This is a genomic window from Paracoccus chinensis (genome assembly GCF_900102885.1).
GTDB classification, from domain to species: Bacteria; Pseudomonadota; Alphaproteobacteria; order Rhodobacterales; family Rhodobacteraceae; genus Paracoccus; species Paracoccus chinensis.
Genome location: NZ_FNGE01000008.1, coordinates 42,481 through 64,948 on the forward strand (window position 1 = coordinate 42,481; position 22,468 = coordinate 64,948).

A 22,468-nucleotide genomic window follows, 5' to 3' on the forward strand; every position below is an offset into this window, starting at 1 on the left:
ACTGCAAGCGAGGCGCCGCTTATTTGGGCATTGAAGGAACACGAGGAGACTCGCGTTGCTTCAACCTCCCTGTTGGACTTGGGCCGGGCCTTTGTGCCCGGCTTTTTTTTGCTGCATCGCAGCGCCGTCCTTCATCTTTCCCTTCCGCGCGGCTGGCCCTAGAAGGCTGGCAACCGCACCAAGGGGGACCCTCGCCATGCAGAACGAACCAGCGATCACCGAGGAACTGGTCGCCGCGCATGGGCTGAAGCCTGACGAATACCAGCGCATCCTGGACATCATCGGACGCGCGCCGACCTACACGGAACTCGGCATCTTCTCGGCGATGTGGAACGAGCATTGTTCCTACAAGTCGTCGAAGAAATGGCTGCGGACGCTGCACACGACCGGCCCGCAGGTGATCTGCGGCCCCGGCGAGAACGCGGGCGTCGTGGACATCGGCGACGGGCAGGTCGTGGTCTTCAAGATGGAGAGCCACAACCACCCCAGCTACATCGAGCCGCACCAGGGCGCCGCGACCGGCGTCGGCGGCATCCTGCGCGACGTCTTCACCATGGGCGCCCGCCCCATCGCTGCGATGGACGCGCTGAGCTTCGGGCGGCCGGAACACCCCCGCACCCCGCATCTGGTCAAGGGCGTGGTCGAAGGGATCGGCGCCTATGGCAACGCCTTCGGCGTCCCGAACGTTGGCGGAGAGGTCCGCTTCCACCGCGCCTATGACGGCAACTGCCTGGTCAACGCCTTCGCGGCGGGCCTGGCCGATGCCGACCGCATCTTCTATTCGGCGGCCTCGGGCGTGGGGATGCCGGTGGTCTACCTTGGCGCCAAGACCGGCCGTGACGGCGTGGGCGGGGCGACGATGGCTTCGGCCGAGTTCGACGACACCATCGAGGACAAGCGCCCCACCGTGCAGGCCGGCGACCCCTTTACAGAGAAGTGCCTGCTGGAAGCCTGCCTCGAACTGATGGCGACGGATGCGGTCATTTCCATCCAGGACATGGGCGCTGCGGGGCTGACCTGTTCCGCCGTCGAGATGGGCGACAAGGGCGGGCTCGGCATCAAGCTGGTGCTGGACCACGTGCCCCAGCGCGAAGCCGCGATGACGGCCTACGAGATGATGCTGTCGGAAAGCCAGGAGCGGATGCTCATGGTGCTGAAGCCCGAGAAAGAGGCAGAAGCGCGGGCGATCTTCGAGAAATGGGACCTCGACTTTGCCATCGTGGGCGAGACCATCGCCGAGGACCGCTTCCTGATCCTGCACGGCAACGAGGTCATGGCCGACCTGCCGCTGTCCAAGCTGTCGTCGAGCGCGCCGGAATACGACCGTCCCTGGGTAGAGACTCCTGCCCCCGAGCCCTTGGGCGACCTGCCCGAGATCGCGCCCATCGCGGCGCTGAAGGCGCTGATCGGCTCGCCCAACTACGCCCGCAAGGCATGGGTGTGGGAGCAGTATGACACCCAGGTCGGCGGCGACACGATCCGCAAGCCCGGACTCGGCGCGGGCGTCGTGCGCGTCCACGGCACGAACAAGGCGCTGGCCTTCACCAGCGACGTGACGCCGCGCTACGTGCGTGCGAACCCGGTCGAGGGCGGCAAGCAGGCCGTGGCGGAAGCTTGGCGCAATCTCGTCGCCTGCGGGGCGCAGCCGCTCGCCGCGACCGACAACCTGAACTTCGGCAACCCCGAGAAGCCCGAGATCATGGGCCAGTTCGTCGGCGCAATCAAAGGGATCGGCGAGGCCTGCCGGGCGCTCGACTTCCCCATCGTGTCGGGCAACGTGAGCCTTTACAACGAGACCGACGGTCAGGCGATCCTGCCCACCCCCACCATCGGCGCGGTCGGCCTTATCGAGACGCTGGACGAGCTGATCGCCGGGGTTCCCCACAAGGGCGACCTCGCGCTGGTGATCGGGGTCACGGGCGGCCACATGGGCCAGTCGGCGCTGGCCGCCGAGGCCTGGGGCATCGAGGCAGGCGACGCGCCTTCCGTTGATCTGGCGGCCGAGCGCGCGCATGGCGAGTTCCTGCTGGCCCATCGCAACCACATCCGCGCGGCGACCGACCTTGCCGATGGCGGCCTCGCGCTCGCCGCCTTCGAGATGGCCGAGGCGGCGGGCATGGGAGTGACGCTGGACGCCGCCGACATCCCGACGCTGTTCGGAGAGGACCAGGCCCGCTACCTGATCGCCGCGCCTGCGGCGGATGCGGGCAGCCTGCTCGACGCGGCCCGCGCTGCCGGCATCGAGATCGCCGAGGTCGGCCGCTTCGGCGGCGACCGGGTCACGCTGGGCGGCGACTCGGCTGCCTTGGCGGAACTGTCCGAGCTTTACCGCACGGCCTTCGCGGGTGCGATCCGGGGTGACGTGCCGGACCACGCCTGAGCCTTGCGTCAGCGCCAGACCGGGGGCTGTCTGCCCCCATCGTCGTATACGACGACCCCGAGGATATTCACGAAGAAGAAGCTCTTGGGCGCTCTCGCTGACGCCGCAAAGCCCTCGCCGGGTCACGCCCTTGCAAAGGCGCGGTGCAGGACAACTCCTGCAACATCTTCTGTCTTCAAATATCCCCGCCGGAGGCTCCGACAGGGACGCCAATACGCCGGTCAGCCCTGTGGCGCCCCGCTGCCCGCCGACGTCCATTCCGGCAGAATCACGGTGAAGCGGCTGCCCAGCCCTTTCGCGCTGTCGATCTTCAACCGCCCCCGGTGGCGGGCGACGATGTGCTTGACGATGGCAAGGCCCAGGCCGGTGCCGCCCTTCTCGCGCGAGCGGTGGGTGTCCACGCGATAGAAGCGTTCCGTAAGGCGCGGCAGGTGAACCTCGTCGATGCCCTCGCCATTGTCGGCGATCTCGATCGCCCAGCCGGGGCCGCGCAGGACGGGTTCGTGCGCGACATGGGACAGGGTGGCGCGGACCTCTCCACCGGTGCGACTGCCGTATTTGACCGCGTTCTCGATCAGGTTGTGCAACACCTGCTGGATCTGGTCGGCGTCGCCCATGACCGGAGCGGCCCTGTCGGTGCCGATCTGGCGCAGCGTGACATCCGCAGCCTGTGCAGTCGGACCCAGCGTGGCGCAGGCACTGCGGACCAGCGTGGCCAGGTCCACGCGATCAGAGGGGCGGCGGCGTTCTTCCTGCTCGACGCGGCTGAGAGACAGAAGGTCGCCGATCAGGCGGTTCATCCGGCCCGCCTCCCGGTCCATGATGGCCAGGAACCGCTCGCGCGCGGCGGCGTCGTCGCGGGCGGGGCCGCGCAGCGTCTCGATGAAGCCCATCAGCGCAGTCAGGGGCGTGCGCAGCTCGTGGCTGACATTGGCGACGAAATCGCGGCGCATCTGCTCGGCCTGCTCGACGCCGGTGGTGTCTTCCAGCACGACGGTTGCACCGCGGCGGCCTCGCACGGTCAGCGAAGACACGGTAACGACGCATCTCCGTTCCCGTCCCCGCGCGCGTATGCCGACCGACAGGCGCACGGGTGCGGGCGCCTGGACAGGTGCAAGGACCTGGTCCACGGCGCGGTTGACAAGCGGCTGGCGCAGGACGGTGACGAAGGGGCGGTCGGTCAGGCCGGGGCCCAGCATCTCGACGGCGGCGGTGTTCGCCATGACGACGCGGGCCTCGCGGTCCAGGACCAGCATCGCCGCCGGGACCGCATCGCCGATCTGCTGCAGGGCGACGCTGTCCATGGCGCGCGTCAGCCGACCGGGCGCAGGCCCGCGCGGAAGCGTGCGGCGTTGGCGCGATAGCGGGCGGCCGATTGGCGCAGCCCCGCGATCGCTGCCTCGTCAAGCTGGCGCACCACGCGTCCGGGCGCGCCCATGACCAGCGCGCCGGGCGGGATCTGCTTGCCCTCGGCCACCAGCGCGCCCGCGCCGATCAGCGCGCCCTCGCCGATGACGGCACCGTTCAGGATCGTCGCGCCCATGCCGATCAGCGCCCCGTCACCGACCGTGCAGCCATGCAGGATCGCCTTGTGGCCCACCGTCACATCCGCGCCGATCCGCAGCGGGAAGCCGGGATCGGTGTGAAAGACGCAGCCGTCCTGCACGTTCGATCCCCGGCCGATGCGGATCTCCTCGTTGTCGCCGCGCAGGACGGCGGCCCACCAGACGCTCGCTTCCTCCTCGAGCACGATGCGGCCGATCAGCTGCGCGTCGGGCGCCACCCAAGCATCGGGCGCGATTTCAGGGGCGATCCCGTCGAGTTCCCAGATCATGCAGCTTCCTCCATCAGTTTTCGTACGAAACCGCCCAGCGCCGGACGGCGGTCGCGGCGCAGGCGCTCGGCGGTCAGGATGGCGCGGAGGTCGGCCTCGGTCGCCTCGATGTCGTCATTGACCAGAACATAGTCGTATTCGGCCCAGTGGCTGATCTCGTCCCGGCTTTTCAGCATCCGCCGGGCGATCACGTCCTCGCTGTCCTGGTTGCGCGTCCGCAGCCGGCGCTCCAGTTCCGGCAGGCTCGGCGGCAGGATGAAGATCGACACGACCTGCGAGCCCAGCGTCGAGGCGCGGATCTGCTGGCCGCCCTGCCAGTCCACGTCGAAGAGCGTGTCGCGGCCCTCGGCCATCGCCAGTTCCACGGGGCCGCGCGGGGTGCCGTAGCAGTTGCCGAAGACCTCGGCATGTTCCAGCATCTCGCCTTCCGTCACCATGCGGTCGAAGGCGGGCTTGTCCATGAAATAGTAATGCTGCCCCTCGACCTCGCCCGGGCGCGGGCTGCGGGTGGTGGCCGAGACCGAGAACCGCAGCGTCGGGTCCCATTCCATCAGCCTGCGCGCGAGCGTGGACTTGCCCGCGCCCGAGGGCGACGAAATGATGATCAGCAATCCGCTGCGCTGCATGGTCCCTCTTCCGGCTGGGTCGGCGCGGACAGTTGCCCCACGCGGGCAGGCAAGGTCAAGGACAGGGCGGTTATGGACCTGGGCGCCCGGGCGCTATATCTGGCAGGCATGGACAAGAAGCCGCCCCTGATCCTTTATCTCGCCGCGCCGCGCGGATTCTGCGCGGGCGTGGACCGCGCCGTGCAGATCGTGGAACTCGCGCTGCAGAAATGGGGCGCGCCGGTCTATGTGCGTCACGAGATCGTGCACAACCGCTTCGTCGTGGACGGCTTGCGCGACAAGGGCGCGGTCTTCGTCGAGGAACTGGACGAGGTGCCGGGCGACCGTCCCGTGATCTTTTCGGCCCATGGCGTGCCGAAATCGGTCCCGGCCGAGGCGCGGCGGCGCGAGATGGTCTTCGTGGACGCGACCTGCCCCTTGGTCAGCAAGGTCCATATCGAGGCCGAGCGGCACCACGCCGAGGGCCTCCAGATGGTCATGATCGGCCATGCGGGCCACCCCGAGGTGCTGGGCACCATGGGCCAGCTTCCGCCCGGCGAGGTGATCCTGGTCGAGACGGTCGAGGACGTGGCGCAGGTCATGCCGCGCGATCCGGACAGGCTCGCCTGGATCACCCAGACGACGCTGTCGGTGGACGACACCGCGCAGATCGTGGCGGCGCTGCAGGCGCGGTTCCCCGCCATCGTTGGCCCTGCCAAGGACGACATCTGCTATGCGACGACGAACCGGCAGGCGGCGGTCAAGGCCATCGCGCCGAAGATCGACGCGCTGCTGGTGATTGGGGCGCCGAACAGTTCGAACTCGAAGCGGCTGGTCGAGGTCGGACGCTCGGCGGGCTGCGACTATGCGCAGCTCGTGATGCGGGCGGCGGATATCGACTGGCGGGCGCTGGAAGGCATCCGCTCGGTCGGCGTCACGGCCGGGGCGAGCGCGCCCGAGGTGCTGGTGGACGAGGTCATCGCTGCCTTTGCGGACCGGTATGACCTGACGGTGGAACTGGTCGAGACCGCGCAGGAGCGGGTCGAGTTCAAGGTGCCGCGCGTGTTGCGCGAGGCCTGAGCCCTTCGCCACCGACGCGCTGCCCGCACTTGGGCCTGCCGGCCCTTTCTCGCTGAAAACAGTCCATTGGACTGTTTTCCCGGCGCTCGGAAGCCGGGATATTTCCACGAAGACGAACAGCGGTCTTGCAGGGCGGGCGGGCAGTTGCCCGTTGCCTCCTGTCCCGGATAAGACCGGACCTGAAAGGATACGTTCAATGCCCGAACTTCACGCCTGGACCGATGGCGCCTGCAGCGGCAATCCCGGACCGGGGGGCTGGGGGGTGCTGATGCGCGCGCTGGACGGCGAGACGGTCGTGAAGGAGCGCGAGCTTTCGGGGGGAGAGCCTGCCACCACCAACAACCGGATGGAGCTGATGGCCGCCATCTCGGCGCTCGAGGCGCTGAGCCGCCCTACGACCATCACCATCACCACCGATTCGGCTTATGTGAAGAACGGCGTTACGAGCTGGATCCACGGCTGGAAGCGGAACGGCTGGAAGACCGCCGACCGCAAGCCCGTCAAGAACGCCGACCTGTGGCAGCGGCTGGACGAGGCGCGCAACCGCCACCAGGTCACCTGGGCCTGGATCAAGGGCCACGCCGGGCATCCGGAAAACGAGCGCGCGGATGAGCTGGCCCGCGCGGGCATGGCGCCGTTCAAATGACCGAGGGCATCCTGACCGGGGCGAACCTGCCCCTGCTGGTCTGGCTGCTCGACTATTCCTCGGCACTGGTCTTTGCGCTGACGGGGGCGCTGGTGGCCAGCCGCCTGCAGCTCGACCCCGTGGGCTTCATCTTCATGGCGACGATGACGGCCGTGGGCGGGGGCACGCTGCGCGACCTGATCCTGAACCGCGCGACTGTCTTCTGGGTGGACCGCCCCTCGCTGATCCTGCTGGCGGCGGGGGCGGCGATGCTGGTCTTCTGGACCGCGCATCTGGTCGAAAGCCGCCAGCAGTGGCTGCGCTGGCTGGACGCTTTCGCCTTGGCCGTCGCCGTCCCGGCAGGGGTCGGCGTCGCGCTGGCTGCCGGAGTTTCCCCGGTGATCGTGGTCCTGATGGGCGTCGTCACCGGCACCTTCGGCGGGCTGATGCGCGACGTGGTCGGCAACGAGCTGCCCCTGGTCCTGAAGCAGGGCGAGCTTTACATCACCGCCGCCTTCGGGGGCGCGCTGACGGCGGTGGTGCTGATCTGGCTCGGGCTGGACCGGTCCATCGCCGTGGTGCTGTGCGGTGCGGTCACGATGATCCTGCGGATCGGCAGTATGGTCCTGGGCTGGAGCCTGCCGGTCTATCGCCCCCGGCCCCCACGGAACCGCTAGAGCGGCTCGATATCGCCCTGCGCCCTTGTGGCGTGGAAGTCGGCGACCCAGGCGTCCAGCGTGCCGGCCGCGATGGCGTCGCGCATCCCCTGCATGATCTCCTGATAGTAATGCAGGTTGTGCCAGGTCAGCAGCATCCCCGAGATCATCTCTCCGGCGCGGAAGACATGGTGCAGGTAGGCGCGGGAATAACCCGTGCAGGCGGGGCAGGTGCAATGCTCGTCCAGCGGGCGCGGGTCATCGGCATGGCGGGCGTTCTTGATGTTGACCTGTCCGCGCCGCGTCCATGCCTGCCCCGTTCGGCCGGAACGCGAGGGCAGAACGCAGTCCATCATGTCCACGCCGCGCTGGACGGCGCCCACGATGTCATCGGGCTTGCCCACCCCCATCAGGTAGCGCGGCTGGTCGGCAGGCAGCAGGTCGGTCGCGTAGTCGAGCACGCCGAACATCGCCTCCTGCCCCTCGCCCACGGCCAGCCCGCCGATGGCATAGCCGTCGAAGCCGATCCGGCGCAGGGCCTCGGCCGATTCCTCGCGCAGGTCGCGCTCGACCCCGCCCTGCATGATCCCGAACAGCGCATGGCCGGGGCGGTCGCCGAAGGCGTCGCGCGACCGCTGCGCCCAGCGCATCGACAGCCGCATCGCCTCGGCCTGCCGTTCATGCGTGGCGGGCAGCGCGGGGCATTCGTCGAAGGCCATCACGATGTCGGACCCGAGCAGGCGCTGGATCTCCATGCTGGTTTCGGGCGACAGGAAGTAGCGCGAGCCGTCCACGTGGCTGGCGAAGGTCACGCCCTCCTCGGTCAGCTTGCGCAGTTCGGCAAGGCTCATCACCTGGAAGCCGCCCGAGTCGGTCAGGATCGGCCGGTCCCAGTTCATGAAGCGGTGCAGGCCGCCCAGCCGGGCGATGCGTTCCGCGCCGGGGCGCAGCATCAGGTGATAGGTGTTGCCCAGCAGGATGTCGGCGCCGGTCGCGCGGACGCTTTCGGGCAGCATCGCCTTGACGGTCGCGGCGGTGCCCACGGGCATGAAGGCCGGTGTGCGGATCTCGCCGCGCGGGGTCTGGATGGCGCCGGTGCGCGCACGCCCGTCCGTCGCGTTCAGGGTGAAGGAAAATCCGGTCATCGGACGCTTCTAGTCCTCGGCGGACCCACCGGCAACCGCGCGCAACCTCACGTCCTTCTTCCCGAACGAAACACCACCGGAGCCCCGGTCCAGCCCTCAACTAGCCCGCCAGTTGCCGCAGGGTGCGCGCGCGGGCGGGCGGGATCGACCTGACCTCGAGACCCGTGAAGACATGCATGGTGTTCAACTGGCGGTCCATGACCGCGTGGTCGCTGACCCAGCCGCCCATCATCAGGTAGCTGCGCAGCAGGGGCGGCATCCCGGCCATGGCCCGCCCGGCATCGGGATGGTCGGTGAGAGGGGCAAAGCGGACCACTTCGGGCGCCTTGACGCGGGGCCGCCAGCGCAGGGGCGCGAGGTGGCGTTCCCGCAGCATGGCAAAGGCATCCTCGTAGCCGGCGGCGTCGGTGCCAAGAAAGGACGAACAGCCGAAGAGCAGTTCCACCCCCGTCTGGTCCACATGGCGTGCCAGGAAGGCCCAGGCCACGCGCAGGATGTCGGGGTCGGAATGCGCCGGACGCACGCAGAAGCGCCCGACCTCGACCATGGGACCGGGGAAGTCGCGCAGCCCCTCCAGGTCGTAGTACTGTGCGGAATAGCTGCGGTCGATCTCGGCGCCAGAGGCGAGGTGCATCATGCGGAAGCAGGCGACCAGCCGGCCGCTGCGCGCATCCTCGATCAGGGCATGGTGGCAGAGGTCGTCCAGGGCGTCCGCGTCCAGTGCCTCGGCGTCCTCGCGGCCGGTCCGTTGCCCGATGAAGCACAGCCAGCGCAGGCGCTGGGCGGCGCGCAGATCGTCCTCGCCCTGGGCGACGCGCACGCTGTAGCGGCCCCTGCGCAACTCCGGCATGACGCCACCCGATCCCCGATGGCGGGTTTCCCCGCATGATTCAAACGCCCGCGCCCGGGCGCCGTTCCCCGCCGTCCTGCGCGCTTGTCCCGGCGCGATCCAGTCCTAAGTTGAGGGGGAACCGCAACGGAAAGGCCGCCCCTCATGGCTGACAAGATCACCCGCAGCGACGCGGAATGGCGCGAACTGCTGGACCCGGCAACCTACCACGTCACCCGCCAGGCAGGAACGGAGCGCCCCTTCTCTCACCCCGGCTTTCCCAAGGGTCCCGGCCACTATGTCTGCGCCTGCTGCGGGACAAAGGTCTTCGACGGTGACCAGAAGTTCGAAAGCCACTGCGGTTGGCCCAGCTTCTCGCGTGCGGCGGGCAACATCGAGGAACACCGCGACCTCAGCCACGGCATGATCCGCACCGAGGTCCGCTGCGAGCGCTGCGACGCGCATCTGGGCCACGTCTTCCCCGACGGCCCCCCGCCCACGGGCCTGCGCTACTGCATCAACGGCGTGGCGATCCGCTTCGTCCCCGAAGGCGCGCAGACCGCGGCGGCGGAGTAAGGGCGAATCAGTTCTCGCCACCCAGCAGCGAGCCCGCATCGACGCGGCCGACATTGCCCAGAAGCTGGCGCAGCAGGCCCGAGCCCTGGACGCCGTTGTCGGTCACGCGCCGCGACAGCGTCACGATGCGGCCACGCTCCAGCCCGAAGCGCTCGACGTTGGTGACGACGCCCGCCTCGTCGAAGCTGATGGCGACGACCTGGCGGTCAACCTCGCGCGGGGCGTTCATCGCGTAGTGCTCCCAGCGCGAGCCGACGTAATACCAGCTCGACCCGGTCAGCACCCCCTGCGATCCGGGCCGGCCGACCAGCATCTCGAGATCGTCGCGCCGCGTCTGGCCGACGACCACGGCGGCAAGCTCGTCATCGGTGGGGACATGGCCGTGGTTGCGGTACATCCGGGTGCAGCCGGCCGCTGCGACAAGAGGGGCCGCAAGGGCCAGGGCGATCGCCCGCCGCCGGGTCATGGACATCGGGATACCTTCCCCTCGTTCGGGCCTGCCCGTTCCCGGCACCGGCCTTTTGTTCTTAGCGGCCCCCTTCCCTGCCCGAAGGCCCGGTTGACGGCGCCGGACCCGCTTAGCAAACTCGCACCCGCCGCTCAAGAACATCGGGGCCAAGGTGCCCCGTCCCGCAAACGCGTCCCCCGGGATGCCTGCCCGACAAGGCAAGATCATGTCTTCTGCACCCTTCACCCATGCGCTGCGCCTGTCGCAGCTGAGCCCGCGTCGCCCCAACCCCGTGGACCTGTCGCCCGATGACGAGGCCCGTGCCCGGATCGCGGCTGCCCTTGACCTGACCGCCCCGCCCGAGGTTCGGCTGACCGGCACCATCACGGCCGCGCCGAACGATGCCTGGCTGCTGGAAGGCCGCCTGACCGCGCGGGTGCAGCAGGCCTGCGTCGTCACGCTCGCCCCCGTGCGCACCGACATCGACGAACCGGTGCGCCGCCTTTATTCGCCTTATGCCTCGCCTCCCGAGGGCGACGAGGTCGAGATGCCGGACGACGAGATCGAGCCCCTGGGCCCCACCATCGACGCGGGTGCCGTGCTGGTCGAGGCGCTTGCGCTGGCCCTGCCGCCCTATCCCCGCCGCGAGGATGCCGAGTTGCCCGAAGGCGCATCGGACCCTGATGACGAGGGCGACGATGCTGCGCGGCGGCCCTTCCAGGGGCTTGCGGATCTGCTGGGACGCAAGGACAATTAAGCCACAGCCTTGCGACGCGGGGGCCTTTGCCCTTGCGGATCGCGGGTTTGTGCCGTATCTGCGCGGTTCGATCCGAAACACGAACGGGTCGGGATGAGGATTCACCCGGCCCCCTGCCACCGAAGGTTGTCCCATGGCCGTCCCTCAGAACCGAGTTACCCGGTCCCGCCGCAACATGCGCCGTTCGCATGACGGGCTGGTCGCCGGTAACCCCAACGAATGCTCGAACTGCGGCGAACTGAAGCGCCCGCACCACGTCTGCCCTTCCTGCGGTCACTACGCCGACCGTGAAGTCGTCGCCCAGGCGAACGACATCGACCTGGACGACGACGCGGCCTGATCGCGCTGATCGCAGGGTGCGATGACGACCTCGCTTTCCAAGGCAGACCCGTCGCGCCCCGGCGTAACAGGCCCGGTGGTGATTTCGGTCGATGCGATGGGTGGCGACCGCGGCCCCGCCGCCGTCGTCGCGGGCATCGAGAAAAGCGCCGAAAAGAACCCTGACATCCGCTTCATCGTCCACGGCCCCGAGGATGAGCTGCGCCGCATGATCTCGCGGCGCAAGGGGCTGGCGGACCGCTGCGACATCCGCAACGCCACCGGCGTCGTGACGATGGACGACAAGCCCGCGCAGGTGATCCGGCAGGCGCAGGACACCTCGATGTGGTCGGCCATCGAATCCGTCCGCGCGGGCGAGGCGACCGTGGCCGTCAGCTGCGGCAATACCGGCGCGCTGATGGCACTGTCCACGCTGCGTCTGCGCAAGCTGCCCGGCGTGAACCGGCCGGCCATTGCGGTGCTGTGGCCTTCGCGGGGGCCGCAGGGCTTCAACGTGATTCTGGACGTGGGCGCCGACATCAAGGCGGATGCCACCGACCTGCTGCAATACGCGATGATGGGCGCCTCCTACGCCCGCAACGGCCTGGGCCTGCAGCGCCCGCGAATCGGCCTGCTGAATGTCGGGACCGAGGACCACAAGGGCCGCCCCGAGCTGAAGGAAGCCCACGCGCTAATCGCTGCAGCCGCCGACCGCGCGAATGCCGAATATGTCGGCTTTGTCGAGGGCGGCGACCTGATGAGCGCCCGCGTGGATGTGATCGTCACCGACGGCTTCACCGGGAATATCGCATTGAAGACCGGCGAGGGGACAGCCAAGCTGGTCGGCGACTTCCTCAAGGACGCCTTTGCCAATTCCATCATGTCAAAGTTCGCCGCCGTTCTCGCCATGACCTCGCTGAAGCGGCTGCAGAAGCGCATCGACCCCCGTCGCGTGAACGGGGGCGTGTTCCTCGGACTGAACGGCACGGTGGTCAAGTCGCACGGCTCGGCGGATGCCACGGGCGTGTCTGCCGCGATCAAGCTGGCCTTCAAGCTGGCGGAGTCGGGCTTCCAAGACCGCCTGGCCGCACGCGTGGCGCAGGCCAATGAACAGGCCGAGGTCGCGCACGGCGTTAAGCAGGCAGGTCTATGATGCGTCGTTCGGTGGTTCGGGGAACGGGGCATTACCTTCCCGAGCGCGTGGTCGAGAACAGCTATTTCGAGTCGATGCTGGACACCACGGACGAGTGGATCCGCTCGCGCACGGGGATCGAGCGGCGGCATTTCGCGGCCGAGGGCGAGTTCACCTCGGACCTGGCCATCGCCGCGGCGCGCCAGGCACTGGAACGCGCGGGCATGGTGGCCGAGGACCTGGACGCCATCGTCGTGGCGACCTCGACCCCCGACCTGACCTTTCCGGCCACCGCCACCATCGTGCAGGCGGGCCTGGGGATGCAGCGGGGCTTTGCCTATGACATCCAGGCGGTCTGCGCGGGCTTCGTCTTCGCGCTGTCCAATGCCGACGGGCTGATCAAGTCGGGCCAGGCCGACCGGGTGCTGGTGATCGGCGCCGAAACCTTCAGCCGCATCATGGACTGGACCGACCGCGGGACCTGCGTCCTGTTCGGCGATGGCGCGGGCGCTGTGATCCTGGAAGCCGTCGAGGGCGAGGGCACCAGCGACGACCGCGGCATCCTGGCGACCGACCTCAACAGCGACGGCAACCTGCGCGAGTTGCTGTACGTGGACGGCGGCGTCAGCCGCACCGGCACCGTGGGCTTCCTGCGGATGCAGGGGAACCTGGTGTTCCGCCACGCAGTGGAAAAGCTGGCCGCCACGGCCAAGCGGGTGCTGGACAAGGCGGGGCTGACGCCCGGCGACATTGACTGGCTGGTTCCGCATCAGGCGAACCTGCGGATCATCGTGGGCACCGCGCAGAAGATGCAGCTTCCGATGGACAAGGTGGTGCTGACGGTCGCGGACCACGGCAACACCTCCGCCGCCTCGATCCCGCTGGCGCTGTCGGTCGCGGACACGCAGGGCAAGTTCAAGCCGGGCGATGTCGTCGTGACCGAGGCCATCGGCGGCGGCATGAGCTGGGGCAGCGTCGTCCTGCGCTGGTAGGAACCGGGCGCAGCACCGGCCAATTCCTTGATCTTGGCTGGAACCTGACCTCCGGCACATGGTTCTTCCTGCTCATGCCATCTTGTCCTAGGCTGGTCCCATGCAGAACGAACCCGCCAGCCTGATCGCCTATTGCGGCGCGCCTCCGGTCCCTGCCACCCTTGCAGGGGCGTGGAACCTCGATCCCGTCCTTCTTGCGGCGCTGGCTCTCTGGGCCGGGCTGCTGTTGCGCCATCCGGGGCGCATCGCCGGATGGTCGGCATGGATGCTGGCGGTCCTGGTCTTCGTCTCGCCCCTTTGCAACCTGACCTCGGCGCTGTTCTCGGCACGGGTCGTCCACCACGTTCTGCTGACCGCTGCCATCGTGCCCTTGGCCCTTGCAGGATTGAGCGCCCGGTTGCGGGAACGGTTGCAGGTGCTCGGTCCCGGCGCGGCGGTCCTGCTGCACGCGGCGGCGATGTGGGCCTGGCACGCGCCCGGCCCCTATGCCTGGGCGCTGTCCACCGTGCCCGGATACTGGCTGATGCAGGCCACGCTTGCGGGCAGCGCCGCCGCCGTCTGGCTGTGCGTGCTGGGCGCAGAGCGTGGCGCGGCCACCATTGCCGCAGGGGGCACCTTCCTGCAGATGGGCTTTCTGGGCGCGATCATCCTTTTCGCGGGCCAGCCGCTCTACGCCCCGCATCTTCTGACCACCGCGCCCTGGGGCCTGAGCGCGCTGGCCGACCAGCAGCTTGCCGGGCTGGTGATGTGGGTTCTGGGCGCCCTGCCCTACATGGGTGCGCTGCTGTGGCAGGCGGCCAGGCTGGCCGAGGACCTGCCCGATCCGGCGGAAGCCGCCCGGTGATCGGGGCGCTGTTCGATCTCATCAGGGGCATCGTCACCTCCGAGGCCTTCCTTGCCGCCGTCAAGTTCCTTCATGTCGGCGCCATCGCACTCTGGGCGGGCGGCCTGATCGGCCTGCCCTGGCTGATGGCGCAGCGCGACGGGATCAGGCGGCGTGGCGGGAAGCACGCGCTCAAGCGGCTGCATGCCATGGCGCGGATGCTGCATATCAGGCTGGTCTCGCCCGCCGCCGTGCTGGCCATCGCATCGGGCACGGCGCTGATCTTCCTGCGCGAAACCTATGCGCCCTGGTTCACCGCCAAGCTGGGCTTTATCGTGCTGCTGGGGGCGGGCCATGTCCTTTGCGCGCGCACGATGGTCAAGCTGTTCGCCGACGACCCCATCGAGGAAGAGCCGGACAACGACCTCGACCCCCGCCGCCTGCGGCTGCGCCCCGGCCGGGCGATCCTGCTGAACGGCCTGATCGGCGTCGGCGCACTCGGCGTGCTGCTGGTGGTGCTGATGAAGCCGCCGCTGGACTTTTCCGGGATCGCGCCGGACCTGTTCCAGCCGGGCGCATTGGGCGACCGGCTCGGGCTTCAGTCGTCGGACGACACCATGAGGCCGATGCCGTGATCGAAGATCAGCTTGCCCCCGTGATAGCCCGCCACGCCGACGGTCAGCGCGCCCAGGAACGACAGGGCCAGCCCGTTCGGCAGGACAGGGTAGGTGCCGTCAAGCCTGAGGCCCCAGTTCGCCCCCACTACCGCCAGGAAGGTCAGGGCGGCAACCGCGTGGCTCCAGCTTGCGCTGCGCAGGCGGATGCCGGGGACAAGCAGGATCTCTCCGATCCCCACGAGGCTGGCGGCCACGCCCGACAGGAAGGCACCGCCCACCGCCCAGGTGGCGGCGCGGGCGAAGAAGGGGTCGCCGAACAGCCAGAAGAACACGTCGAAGCCCAGCACGAGGATCGACAGCGCGATCGGGAAATGCACCAGCATCGCGTGGACCGGATGGCCGATGAAGGCGATGGCCGAGCCGCTGTCCAGCTGCATCACCGGGGGCGAGGAGCTGTCCGTCGGCTTGCCCGCGCCGTTCCCGTTGCCCTTGTCCTGCGCCATGGTCTGTCCTTCCGTCCGTCTCGGGTCATGATGGCAGGCGCGGCCCTGCTTGTCACCGCCTGCGACCGGCCGCTGTCAGCGCTGAATCCGGCAGGTCCCGCCGCCTCGCAGATCGGCCACCTGGGCCGGGTGATGCTGGCCAGCCTCGGGCTCGTCTGGATCGGCATGGTCGTGCTGGTCCTTGCCGTCATGCTGCGGCCCCGTGCGTTTGCCCGCGTGGGGCTGAGGACATGGCTCATCGTGGGCGGGCTGGTCCTGCCCCTGTCGGCGCTGGTGCCGCTGTTCCTGTGGTCGGTCGTGCTGACGGGCCGCCTGATGCCGGGCGGGGCCGAGCCTACCCGCATCCAGGTCGAGGGCGCGATGTGGGCCTGGACCTTCACCTATCCCGACACGCTGGGCGCGCTCAGCCGGGGAACGCTGTTCCTGCCCGCGGGCGAGCCGGTGGTGCTTGAGATCACGGCCCGCGACGTGATCCATTCCTTCTGGGTGCCCCGCCTTGCCGGCAAGATGGACGCCATCCCCGGCCATGTGAACGAGCTGAAGGTCATGGCCGACGCCCCCGGCGTGATCGAGGGCCAGTGCTCAGAATTCTGCGGCCAGGGCCATGCGCTGATGCGCTTCGTTGTCGATGTCCGCACGCCCGAGGACCATGCCGCCGCCCTGGCCGCCTTGGCCGAAGGGCGCGCGCCCGAGCCCGCGCCCGAATGGGTGCCGCCACGCGCCGTCGGCGCCGCCGCCCCTGCGCCGCCCTCGCCCTCGTCGGACTCGGGCACGGCCACCGGTGGACCGCCCGGAACCGGTCCGCAGCCGGTCCCCATGCCGCCTGCGCCGTCGCAGGGCTCGGCCGCAGGCTCTGCCGACGTCCCCACCACGGTCCTGAGGGAGTCCTCGCCATGAGTTCGGCCAGTTCGGAGCCCCCGGCCCGTCACGCGTCCGGCAGACGCGCCACCGTTGAAGAGGCGATCGACGCTGCGCCCCCGATGCCTGCGCCCGATGACGGGCTGTCGCCCCTGGAACGGCACAAGGCGCTTGAGGCGCTGTGGAGCTCGGGGCGGGGCCTGCAGCGGTTGTCCTCGGTCAACCACACGGTTCTCGGCATCCGCATCATGCTGACGGCCAGCGTCTTCTTCGGCGTGGGCGGCCTGCTCGCCATGCTGATCCGGGCGCAGCTTGCCACGCCCGAGACGGCCTTCCTGGACGCGCCTGCCTATGCGCAGGTCTTCACCATGCACGGGACGCTGATGATGTTCCTGTTCGCGATCCCCATGCTGGAGGGGATCGCGATGTATCTGCTGCCCAAGATGATGGGCGGGCGCGACCATGCCTTTCCGCGCCTCGCGGCCTATGGCTACTGGTGCTACCTGTTCGGGGGCGTGACGCTGCTGACCGCCCTGGTGCTGGGGCTTGCCCCCGCCTCGGGCTGGTTCATGTACACGCCGCTGTCCTCGGACGTGTATTCGCCCGGCATCAACTCGGACATCTGGCTGCTGGGCATCACCTTTGTCGAGATCTCCTCGATCGCCGTCGGCATCGAGTTGTCGGTGACGATCCTGCGGATGCGCGCGCCGGGGATGTCGCTGGCGCGGATGCCGATCTTCGCCTGGTACATGCTGATCACGGCGCTGATGATCGTCGTGGGCTTTCCGCCGCTGGCCATGGGCTCGCTGCTGCTGGAAGCCGAGCGCGCCTTCGGGCTGCCCTTCTTCGATCCCACGCGTGGTGGCGACCCGCTGCTGTGGCAGCACCTGTTCTGGATCTTCGGCCACCCCGAGGTCTACATCATCTTCCTGCCCGCCGCCGGGATGCTGGCGACCTTGATCCCGACCTTCGCCCGCCGGCCGCTGGTGGCCTACAAGGCGGTGGTCGCGGCCATCATCGCCATGGGGATCATCAGCTTCCTGATCTGGGCGCACCACATGTTCACCGTGGGGATGCCCAAGCTGGCGGTGGATTTCTTCGCCGTCGCCTCAAGCGCCGTGGTGCTGCCGACCGCGGTGCAGTTGTTTGCGCTGATCGCCACCATGGCGGCGGGACGGATGATCCGCAGCGTGCCGATGCTTTACGCCTTCGGCTTCTTCGCGGTCTTCGTGAACGGAGGCCTGACGGGCGTCATGGTCGCCGTCGCGCCCTTCAACTTCCAGATCCACGACACCCATTTCGTCGTGGCGCACATGCATTACGTGCTGTTCGGCAGCCTCGTCTTCGGCGCGCTGGCCGGGCTTTACTACTGGCTGCCGCACCTGACCGGACGGCTGTCGATCCACCGGCTGTCGATCCCGGCCTTCTGGCTGATCTTCCTGGGCTTCAACGGAACCTTCCTGCTGATGCACCTGACCGGGCTGCTGGGGATGCCCCGCCGGGTCTATAGCTATGGCTGGGACGACGGCTGGGCCGCGCTGAACCTGGTGTCCTCGGTCGGAGGCTTCATCCAGACGATGGGCTTCGGGCTGGTGATCCTGGACGTGATCCTGACACGCCGCCACGGCCCGAGATTCCGCCGCAATCCCTGGGGCGCGCAGACGATGGAATGGGCCACCGCGACGCCGCCTCCGAACTACAACTTCGCGGCGCTGCCTCATGTCGACCGGCGCGGCGACAAGCTGGACCCGACGACGCTTGGCGGACAACTGGCCGCGGGGCGCGGCTATCTGGCAACGCCGCGTGGCTGGCAGGAAACGATGGTGGTCGAGGCCGTGTCAGGCCGGGCGGACCATTTCGCCATCCTGCCCCGGCGCACCTACCTGCCGCTGATCCAGGGGCTGGTGACCTGGGGCGCGATCCTGTGCATCCTGCTCAAGCTGTATCCGCTTGCCGCCGGGCTAACGGTCGTGCTGGCGGCGCTGTTCATCCTGGGCGCACAGGGCGCGGGTCTCGAACGCGACCACGGCCCCCTGCCCGTGGGCGGAGGTTTGGCGCTGCCGCCCCACCCCGAGGTCCGCAACTCGCTGCCCGTCTGGGGCATGACCTTCACGCTGCTGGCCAACGCGGCAATGTACGGGGCCTTGGGCTTTGGCGTCCTTTACCTGCGGCTGACCGCGCCCAACTGGCCGCCCCCTCCCGAGGCGATGGCCCTTCGCGGGCCCGGCGTGGCGCTGGCCGCGCTGGTGGCCGTCGGGCTGATCTTCGCGGCGGCAGCGGTGTCGCGCCTGACCATCCGCGCGAACGACCGCGACGAGGCCAAGGGCCGCTGGATCGTGGCAACCGCGCTGCCCTTGGCGGGTGCGACGCTGCTGGGCTTCTGGCTGCTCGCCAGCGGGCACCTGCCCGACCCGCGCGCCCATGCGCTGGGGGCCACGCTGAACGGGCTGGTGGCCTACGTGGCCGTTCATGCGGCGGTGGGGCTGGCCTTCCTTGCCTCGAACGCCCTGCGCTCGGCGGGCGGCTGGACAAGCCCGCGGCGCGGGACGGATTTCCTGCTGACGCGCATGTGGCTCGACTATACCGCCGCGACGGCGGCGATCAGCCTGGGGCTGGCGGCGCTGGTGGTCTGACGCGGCCCTTTCCCCGACCGCGCGCCCGCGCTATCAGGCGCCCATGCTGAAGACGCGCATCATCCCCTGCCTCGATGTGGCCGATGGCCGCGTGGTCAAGGGCGTCAACTTCGTGGACCTGATCGACGCGGGCGACCCCGTGCAGGCCGCCGCCGCCTATGACGCGGCGGGTGCAGACGAGCTCTGCTTCCTCGACATCCACGCCACGCATGAAAATCGCGGCACGATGTATGACCTCGTGACCCGCACGGCGGAACAGTGCTTCATCCCGCTGACCGTCGGCGGCGGCGTCCGCTCGCCCGAGGACGTGCGCGCCCTGCTGCTGGCGGGGGCTGACAAGGTGTCGTTCAACTCGGCCGCCGTCGCGGACCCCGACGTGATCGCGCGCTCCGCCGACCGCTTCGGCAGTCAGTGCATCGTCTGCGCCATCGACGCCAAGACGGTCGAGCCGGGCCGCTGGGAAATCTTCACCCATGGCGGCCGCCGCCCGACCGGGATCGACGCGGTCGAGTTCGCCCACACCGTCACGGGCAAGGGCGCGGGGGAAATCCTGCTGACCTCGATGGACCGCGACGGGACGCGGGCGGGCTTCAACATCCCGCTGACCCGCGCCATCGCCGATGCCGTGGACATCCCCGTGATCGCCTCGGGCGGGGTCGGCACGCTCGACCATCTCGTCGAAGGGGTGCGCGACGGTCACGCCAGCGCCGTTCTGGCGGCGTCGATCTTCCACTTTGGCACCTACACCATCGCCGAGGCCAAGGCCCACATGGCCGCGGCCGGTATCCCCGTGAGGCTGGAATGACCGCGCTGGAACGCCTTTCCGCCACGATCGAATCCCGTCGGGGCGCCGATCCGTCGTCCAGCTGGACAGCGCAGCTTCTGGCCAAGGGCCCGGAGAAATGCGCCGAGAAATTCGGCGAGGAAGCCGTCGAGGCGATCATCGAGGCCGTGCGCGGCGATCGCGCCCGGCTGACGGCGGAAGCGGCGGACGTGCTTTACCACCTACTGGTCATGCTCGCCGCGCGTGACGTGCCCCTGTCGGACGTGCTGGCGGAACTCGACCGGCGCGAAGGCCGCTCGGGCGTCGAGGAAAAGGCCGCGCGCGGGTCCTGAACCAGCGCCTCGGCTTTGGGGATCGCCGGGTCGTGCCTCATGGCAAGAAGATGGCAATCGCAAGCGCGGCCTCTCTTGTCAGCCTTCCCTTGTCAGGACGTCAGGAAACGGCCTTCGTTGTCGTCCTGCAAAACAACAGGCCCTTGCTGCGGAAAGCTGATATCCTGCTGGTGGTGCCATGATTGCCGAACCCCTTGCCCGGCCGGTCGGCCGGGGTAAGGGATCGGGTCCACCGGGAATTACTCGGCCGGGATCACCTTCACCGCGCCGTTCTGCGCCGAGAGGGCGATCTTGCCCTGCGCCAGCCGCAGCGCGTCGTTGCCGAAGACCTCGGCACGCCAGCCCGACAGCGCGGGCAGGTCACGGACCCCCGTCGCGATGGCGTCCAGTTCCGAGGACGAGGCGATCAGCTTCGGCGCCACCCCGGCTGCATCGGCCTTGGCCTGCAGCAGCACCCGCAGCAGCTGCGAGAGCGCGGCATTGCCCGGCCGGCCCGGCTCGTCGGGGACGACCTTGGGCAGGTCAGTCGTCTCGACCCCTGCCCGGACGGCCTCGAGGATGCCCTGTGCGATCTCGCCCTTGCGCGCTTCGCGCAGCAGCAGACGCGACTTGCCCAGATCTTCCTCGGTCAGCGGCTTGGTCGAGGCCAGCTCGATCAGCGCATCATCCTTGAACACGCGCGAGCGCGGAATGTCGCGGGTCTGGGCATAGGTCTCGCGGAACCGCGCGAGTTCCCGCACCACCGCCAGGAAGCGCGGCGAGCCGGACCGGGTCCGCACCCGCTCCCACGCTTCCTCAGGGCGGCTGATATAGGTCTCGGGCTCGACCAGCGCCTGTGCTTCCTCCGCCACCCAGGCCTCGCGGCCCGTCTTCTTCAGCTGCGTGGACAGGAATTCATAGATCGCACGCAGGTGGGTGACGTCAGCAAGCGCGTATTCCGCCTGCGCCTGCGTCAGCGGGCGGCGCGACCAGTCGGTGAAGCGCGAGGACTTGTCGAGCGGCTGCCGCGCGATGCGTTTGACCAGCGTCTCGTAGCCCGCCTGCTCGCCGAAGCCGCAGACCATGGCCGCGACCTGGGTGTCGAACAGGGGATCGGGAAACACCCCGGCGTCGTGGAAGAAGATCTCCAGGTCCTGCCGGGCGGCGTGGAAGACCTTGACCGTCGCGGTGTGGCGGAACAGGTCGTAAAGCGGTTCCAGCGACAGCCCCGGCGCCAGCGGATCGACCAGCGTGGCAGGCCCGCCCTCGGCCTTGGGGCCGGACGCGGGTGGCAGGGCCATCTGGATCAGGCAGAGCTTGGAATAATAGGTCCGCTCGCGCAGGAACTCGGTATCGAGTGTCACATAGGGCTGCGCCTTGGCGAGTTCGCAGAATGCCGCGAGTTCTTCGGTGGTGGTGATGATGCGCGGGTCTGCGGCCATCTTCGTCCTCTTTGGGGCGGGTCATCCGCCGGTTGCTGAGGGTCGCTTTATGCCTGTCGAAAAGGGAATGCGAGAGGAAACGGGCGGTTAGGTTGCCTTCCTGTTGACGCGGCGCGCAGGGGGCCTTTCATGGGCGCGCAGCCCTTCCGGCCCTGAGGTTTCCATGCTGACCATCCACGGTGTCACCCGCTCGCGCGCGTCGCGCATCATCTGGCTTTGCCACGAACTCGGCCTGCCCTTCCGGCAGGAGCCGGTGATCCAGGCCTACAAGCTGCCCTTCCCCGATGCGCCGGACGCGCCCGTGAACACGCGCTCGCCATCCTTCCTGGCGTTGTCGCCCGCCGGCGCGATTCCGGTGATCGAGGATGACGGGCTGGTGCTGTCGGAATCCCTCGCCTGCACGCTGCATCTTGCGAAGAAGCACGGCGGCGATCTGGCGCCCCGGGATGCGGCGGAAGAAGCGCTGATGCTGCAATGGTCCTTCTACGCGGCGACGGCCATCGAGCCCGACGCCCTGACGATCATGATGCTGCATGCCGGCCGCGAGCAGACGAGCGAGGACGCCACACTGATCGCCGACGCTGCGGAACGGCTGGTCCGCCCCATGAAGGTGCTTGAGGATCATCTGGCGACGCACGGCCATCTGGTGGGCGACCGCTTCACCGTTGCCGACCTGAATGTGGCGGAAATCGTTCGCTACGCCGAGGGTTATGGCGAGTTGATGGGCCAGTTTCCCGCTGTGCTGGCTTGGCTGGCCGGATGCCACGAACGGCCTGCTTTCCGGAAGATGTGGGACGCGCGGGCCACCAAGGAACATTGAAATACATACTGCAGTATCTATATTGGTGGCACCTGCTTGGGAGCCACCATCATGACCCGCCTGCTGACCAACCACATCGCCACGATGACCGAACTGCGCGAGCCGCATAAGGTGCTGGAACGGTCTGGCGGCAAGCCGGTGGCGATCCTGCGGAACTCGGCGCTGGTGGGGTATCTGGTGCCTGCCGAGGCGACCGAGAAGGTGTCCTATCGTTATGCCACGCGGGAAGAAGCGCTTGCCGCGTTGGAACGCACTCGTGAAAGGGCGCAGCCTGTCCTCGACTATCTGAAGGACAAGTGA

At 68.8% G+C, this 22,468-nt stretch carries 25 protein-coding genes; 17 read left to right on the forward strand and 8 right to left on the reverse strand.

The features are described from left to right. Window positions 1-196: 196 nt before the first annotated feature. Window positions 197-2,380 (forward strand): phosphoribosylformylglycinamidine synthase subunit PurL, encoded by a 2,184-nt coding sequence (gene purL / locus BLQ03_RS09715; protein WP_090755323.1) that lies wholly within the window; start codon window positions 197-199, stop codon window positions 2,378-2,380. Between the two features lie 221 nt (window positions 2,381-2,601). Here purL and BLQ03_RS09720 read toward each other — a convergent pair whose 3' ends face one another. Genes BLQ03_RS09720 through gmk form a run of 3 tightly spaced genes read right to left on the reverse strand, consistent with a single transcriptional unit; the run spans window position 2,602 to window position 4,840 of the window. Beyond that, entirely contained in the window at window positions 2,602-3,684 is a 1,083-nt protein-coding gene (locus BLQ03_RS09720) for a sensor histidine kinase (protein ID WP_090755325.1), read from the reverse strand. An 8-nt stretch (window positions 3,685-3,692) separates the two neighbouring features. Beyond that, entirely contained in the window at window positions 3,693-4,214 is a 522-nt protein-coding gene (locus BLQ03_RS09725; RefSeq protein WP_090755328.1) for a gamma carbonic anhydrase family protein, read from the reverse strand. Next, entirely contained in the window at window positions 4,211-4,840 is a 630-nt protein-coding gene (gene gmk, locus BLQ03_RS09730) for a guanylate kinase (RefSeq protein ID WP_090755330.1), read from the reverse strand. The genes BLQ03_RS09725 and gmk overlap by 4 nt, the downstream gene beginning before the upstream one ends. Before the next feature lie 108 nt (window positions 4,841-4,948). Here gmk and ispH point away from each other — a divergent pair, with 108 nt between their 5' ends. The 3 genes from ispH to BLQ03_RS09745 all read left to right on the forward strand — a co-directional run bounded on the left by ispH (window position 4,949) and on the right by BLQ03_RS09745 (window position 7,201). Continuing rightward, on the forward strand, window positions 4,949-5,899 hold the full coding sequence (ispH, locus tag BLQ03_RS09735) for a 4-hydroxy-3-methylbut-2-enyl diphosphate reductase (protein ID WP_090755678.1): 951 nt from the start codon (window positions 4,949-4,951) through the stop codon (window positions 5,897-5,899). 196 nt (window positions 5,900-6,095) lie between these two features. After that, window positions 6,096-6,545, forward strand: a complete 450-nt coding sequence (gene rnhA / locus BLQ03_RS09740; protein ID WP_090755332.1) for a ribonuclease HI — start codon at window positions 6,096-6,098, stop codon at window positions 6,543-6,545. Next, window positions 6,542-7,201, forward strand: coding sequence for a trimeric intracellular cation channel family protein (locus BLQ03_RS09745; protein WP_090755335.1), 660 nt, complete (start codon window positions 6,542-6,544; stop codon window positions 7,199-7,201). The genes rnhA and BLQ03_RS09745 overlap by 4 nt, the downstream gene beginning before the upstream one ends. Here BLQ03_RS09745 and tgt read toward each other — a convergent pair. After that, a complete protein-coding gene (gene tgt / locus BLQ03_RS09750; RefSeq protein WP_090755338.1) occupies window positions 7,198-8,325 on the reverse strand; it encodes a tRNA guanosine(34) transglycosylase Tgt in 1,128 nt (375 codons plus the stop codon). The two genes, BLQ03_RS09745 and tgt, sit on opposite strands and share 4 nt — an antisense overlap. A gap of 100 nt (window positions 8,326-8,425) precedes the next feature. Continuing rightward, entirely contained in the window at window positions 8,426-9,175 is a 750-nt protein-coding gene (locus BLQ03_RS09755) for a GNAT family N-acetyltransferase (protein WP_090755341.1), read from the reverse strand. A 144-nt stretch (window positions 9,176-9,319) separates the two neighbouring features. Between BLQ03_RS09755 and msrB the strand changes: the two genes are divergently transcribed. Beyond that, window positions 9,320-9,730 carry a peptide-methionine (R)-S-oxide reductase MsrB gene (msrB, locus tag BLQ03_RS09760; protein ID WP_090755343.1) on the forward strand — a complete coding sequence of 137 codons (411 nt, stop codon included), beginning with the start codon at window positions 9,320-9,322 and terminating at the stop codon, window positions 9,728-9,730. A 7-nt stretch (window positions 9,731-9,737) separates the two neighbouring features. Here msrB and BLQ03_RS09765 read toward each other — a convergent pair whose 3' ends face one another. Beyond that, the gene (locus BLQ03_RS09765; RefSeq protein WP_090755346.1) at window positions 9,738-10,202 is read right to left on the reverse strand and encodes an outer membrane protein assembly factor BamE; all 465 of its coding nucleotides are present in this window, start codon (window positions 10,200-10,202) and stop codon (window positions 9,738-9,740) included. A gap of 202 nt (window positions 10,203-10,404) precedes the next feature. Between BLQ03_RS09765 and BLQ03_RS09770 the strand changes: the two genes are divergently transcribed. The 6 genes from BLQ03_RS09770 (at window position 10,405) to BLQ03_RS09795 (ending at window position 14,835) form a co-directional block, all read left to right on the forward strand. Further along, window positions 10,405-10,935, forward strand: a complete 531-nt coding sequence (locus tag BLQ03_RS09770) for a YceD family protein (protein WP_090755349.1) — start codon at window positions 10,405-10,407, stop codon at window positions 10,933-10,935. 133 nt (window positions 10,936-11,068) lie between these two features. Beyond that, window positions 11,069-11,275 (forward strand): 50S ribosomal protein L32, encoded by a 207-nt coding sequence (rpmF, locus tag BLQ03_RS09775; RefSeq protein ID WP_090755351.1) that lies wholly within the window; start codon window positions 11,069-11,071, stop codon window positions 11,273-11,275. Between the two features lie 21 nt (window positions 11,276-11,296). Continuing rightward, complete coding sequence (gene plsX / locus BLQ03_RS09780) at window positions 11,297-12,406, forward strand: phosphate acyltransferase PlsX (protein WP_090755354.1); 1,110 nt, start codon at window positions 11,297-11,299, stop codon at window positions 12,404-12,406. Then, complete coding sequence (locus BLQ03_RS09785) at window positions 12,403-13,377, forward strand: beta-ketoacyl-ACP synthase III (protein WP_175558829.1); 975 nt, start codon at window positions 12,403-12,405, stop codon at window positions 13,375-13,377. The genes plsX and BLQ03_RS09785 overlap by 4 nt, the downstream gene beginning before the upstream one ends. 100 nt (window positions 13,378-13,477) lie before the next feature. Then, window positions 13,478-14,221, forward strand: a complete 744-nt coding sequence (locus tag BLQ03_RS09790) for a cytochrome c oxidase assembly protein (RefSeq protein ID WP_090755357.1) — start codon at window positions 13,478-13,480, stop codon at window positions 14,219-14,221. After that, entirely contained in the window at window positions 14,218-14,835 is a 618-nt protein-coding gene (locus BLQ03_RS09795) for a CopD family protein (protein ID WP_175558830.1), read from the forward strand. The genes BLQ03_RS09790 and BLQ03_RS09795 overlap by 4 nt, the downstream gene beginning before the upstream one ends. Here BLQ03_RS09795 and BLQ03_RS09800 read toward each other — a convergent pair. Next, complete coding sequence (locus BLQ03_RS09800) at window positions 14,799-15,320, reverse strand: DUF2231 domain-containing protein (RefSeq protein ID WP_175558831.1); 522 nt, start codon at window positions 15,318-15,320, stop codon at window positions 14,799-14,801. The two genes, BLQ03_RS09795 and BLQ03_RS09800, sit on opposite strands and share 37 nt — an antisense overlap. A 27-nt stretch (window positions 15,321-15,347) precedes the next feature. On the opposite strand from BLQ03_RS09800, the gene BLQ03_RS09805 reads away from it, so the two are divergent. From BLQ03_RS09805 to BLQ03_RS09820, 4 genes are read left to right on the forward strand one after another with little or no spacing between them, the layout of a single operon-like run. Then, window positions 15,348-16,217 (forward strand): cytochrome c oxidase subunit II, encoded by an 870-nt coding sequence (locus tag BLQ03_RS09805; RefSeq protein WP_175558832.1) that lies wholly within the window; start codon window positions 15,348-15,350, stop codon window positions 16,215-16,217. Continuing rightward, entirely contained in the window at window positions 16,214-18,811 is a 2,598-nt protein-coding gene (locus tag BLQ03_RS09810) for a cytochrome c oxidase subunit I (RefSeq protein ID WP_245688803.1), read from the forward strand. The genes BLQ03_RS09805 and BLQ03_RS09810 overlap by 4 nt, the downstream gene beginning before the upstream one ends. A gap of 43 nt (window positions 18,812-18,854) precedes the next feature. Further along, window positions 18,855-19,616, forward strand: coding sequence for an imidazole glycerol phosphate synthase subunit HisF (hisF, locus tag BLQ03_RS09815; RefSeq protein WP_090755367.1), 762 nt, complete (start codon window positions 18,855-18,857; stop codon window positions 19,614-19,616). Next, complete coding sequence (locus BLQ03_RS09820) at window positions 19,613-19,927, forward strand: phosphoribosyl-ATP diphosphatase (protein WP_090755369.1); 315 nt, start codon at window positions 19,613-19,615, stop codon at window positions 19,925-19,927. Before hisF ends, BLQ03_RS09820 begins: the two co-directional genes overlap by 4 nt. A 239-nt stretch (window positions 19,928-20,166) precedes the next feature. On the opposite strand, the gene rnd is transcribed toward BLQ03_RS09820, so the two are convergent. After that, complete coding sequence (gene rnd, locus BLQ03_RS09825; protein WP_090755371.1) at window positions 20,167-21,348, reverse strand: ribonuclease D; 1,182 nt, start codon at window positions 21,346-21,348, stop codon at window positions 20,167-20,169. A gap of 163 nt (window positions 21,349-21,511) precedes the next feature. Between rnd and BLQ03_RS09830 the strand changes: the two genes are divergently transcribed. Next, on the forward strand, window positions 21,512-22,168 hold the full coding sequence (locus BLQ03_RS09830) for a glutathione S-transferase family protein (protein ID WP_090755374.1): 657 nt from the start codon (window positions 21,512-21,514) through the stop codon (window positions 22,166-22,168). 51 nt (window positions 22,169-22,219) lie between these two features. Further along, window positions 22,220-22,468, forward strand: coding sequence for a type II toxin-antitoxin system Phd/YefM family antitoxin (locus BLQ03_RS09835; protein ID WP_090755377.1), 249 nt, complete (start codon window positions 22,220-22,222; stop codon window positions 22,466-22,468).

Excerpts from the sequence above, each read along its gene's own strand:
- purL (WP_090755323.1), top strand. The coding sequence starts at position 197 with ATGCAGAACGAACCAGCGATCACCGAGGAACTGGTCGCCGCGCATGGG.
- BLQ03_RS09720 (WP_090755325.1), bottom strand. The coding sequence starts at position 3,684 with ATGGACAGCGTCGCCCTGCAGCAGATCGGCGATGCGGTCCCGGCGGCG.
- BLQ03_RS09725 (WP_090755328.1), bottom strand. The coding sequence starts at position 4,214 with ATGATCTGGGAACTCGACGGGATCGCCCCTGAAATCGCGCCCGATGCT.
- gmk (WP_090755330.1), bottom strand. The coding sequence starts at position 4,840 with ATGCAGCGCAGCGGATTGCTGATCATCATTTCGTCGCCCTCGGGCGCG.
- ispH (WP_090755678.1), top strand. The coding sequence starts at position 4,949 with ATGGACAAGAAGCCGCCCCTGATCCTTTATCTCGCCGCGCCGCGCGGA.
- rnhA (WP_090755332.1), top strand. The coding sequence starts at position 6,096 with ATGCCCGAACTTCACGCCTGGACCGATGGCGCCTGCAGCGGCAATCCC.
- BLQ03_RS09745 (WP_090755335.1), top strand. The coding sequence starts at position 6,542 with ATGACCGAGGGCATCCTGACCGGGGCGAACCTGCCCCTGCTGGTCTGG.
- tgt (WP_090755338.1), bottom strand. The coding sequence starts at position 8,325 with ATGACCGGATTTTCCTTCACCCTGAACGCGACGGACGGGCGTGCGCGC.
- BLQ03_RS09755 (WP_090755341.1), bottom strand. The coding sequence starts at position 9,175 with ATGCCGGAGTTGCGCAGGGGCCGCTACAGCGTGCGCGTCGCCCAGGGC.
- msrB (WP_090755343.1), top strand. The coding sequence starts at position 9,320 with ATGGCTGACAAGATCACCCGCAGCGACGCGGAATGGCGCGAACTGCTG.
- BLQ03_RS09765 (WP_090755346.1), bottom strand. The coding sequence starts at position 10,202 with ATGTCCATGACCCGGCGGCGGGCGATCGCCCTGGCCCTTGCGGCCCCT.
- BLQ03_RS09770 (WP_090755349.1), top strand. The coding sequence starts at position 10,405 with ATGTCTTCTGCACCCTTCACCCATGCGCTGCGCCTGTCGCAGCTGAGC.
- rpmF (WP_090755351.1), top strand. The coding sequence starts at position 11,069 with ATGGCCGTCCCTCAGAACCGAGTTACCCGGTCCCGCCGCAACATGCGC.
- plsX (WP_090755354.1), top strand. The coding sequence starts at position 11,297 with ATGACGACCTCGCTTTCCAAGGCAGACCCGTCGCGCCCCGGCGTAACA.
- BLQ03_RS09785 (WP_175558829.1), top strand. The coding sequence starts at position 12,403 with ATGATGCGTCGTTCGGTGGTTCGGGGAACGGGGCATTACCTTCCCGAG.
- BLQ03_RS09790 (WP_090755357.1), top strand. The coding sequence starts at position 13,478 with ATGCAGAACGAACCCGCCAGCCTGATCGCCTATTGCGGCGCGCCTCCG.
- BLQ03_RS09800 (WP_175558831.1), bottom strand. The coding sequence starts at position 15,320 with ATGGCGCAGGACAAGGGCAACGGGAACGGCGCGGGCAAGCCGACGGAC.
- BLQ03_RS09805 (WP_175558832.1), top strand. The coding sequence starts at position 15,348 with ATGATGGCAGGCGCGGCCCTGCTTGTCACCGCCTGCGACCGGCCGCTG.
- BLQ03_RS09810 (WP_245688803.1), top strand. The coding sequence starts at position 16,214 with ATGAGTTCGGCCAGTTCGGAGCCCCCGGCCCGTCACGCGTCCGGCAGA.
- hisF (WP_090755367.1), top strand. The coding sequence starts at position 18,855 with ATGCTGAAGACGCGCATCATCCCCTGCCTCGATGTGGCCGATGGCCGC.
- BLQ03_RS09820 (WP_090755369.1), top strand. The coding sequence starts at position 19,613 with ATGACCGCGCTGGAACGCCTTTCCGCCACGATCGAATCCCGTCGGGGC.
- rnd (WP_090755371.1), bottom strand. The coding sequence starts at position 21,348 with ATGGCCGCAGACCCGCGCATCATCACCACCACCGAAGAACTCGCGGCA.
- BLQ03_RS09830 (WP_090755374.1), top strand. The coding sequence starts at position 21,512 with ATGCTGACCATCCACGGTGTCACCCGCTCGCGCGCGTCGCGCATCATC.
- BLQ03_RS09835 (WP_090755377.1), top strand. The coding sequence starts at position 22,220 with ATGACCCGCCTGCTGACCAACCACATCGCCACGATGACCGAACTGCGC.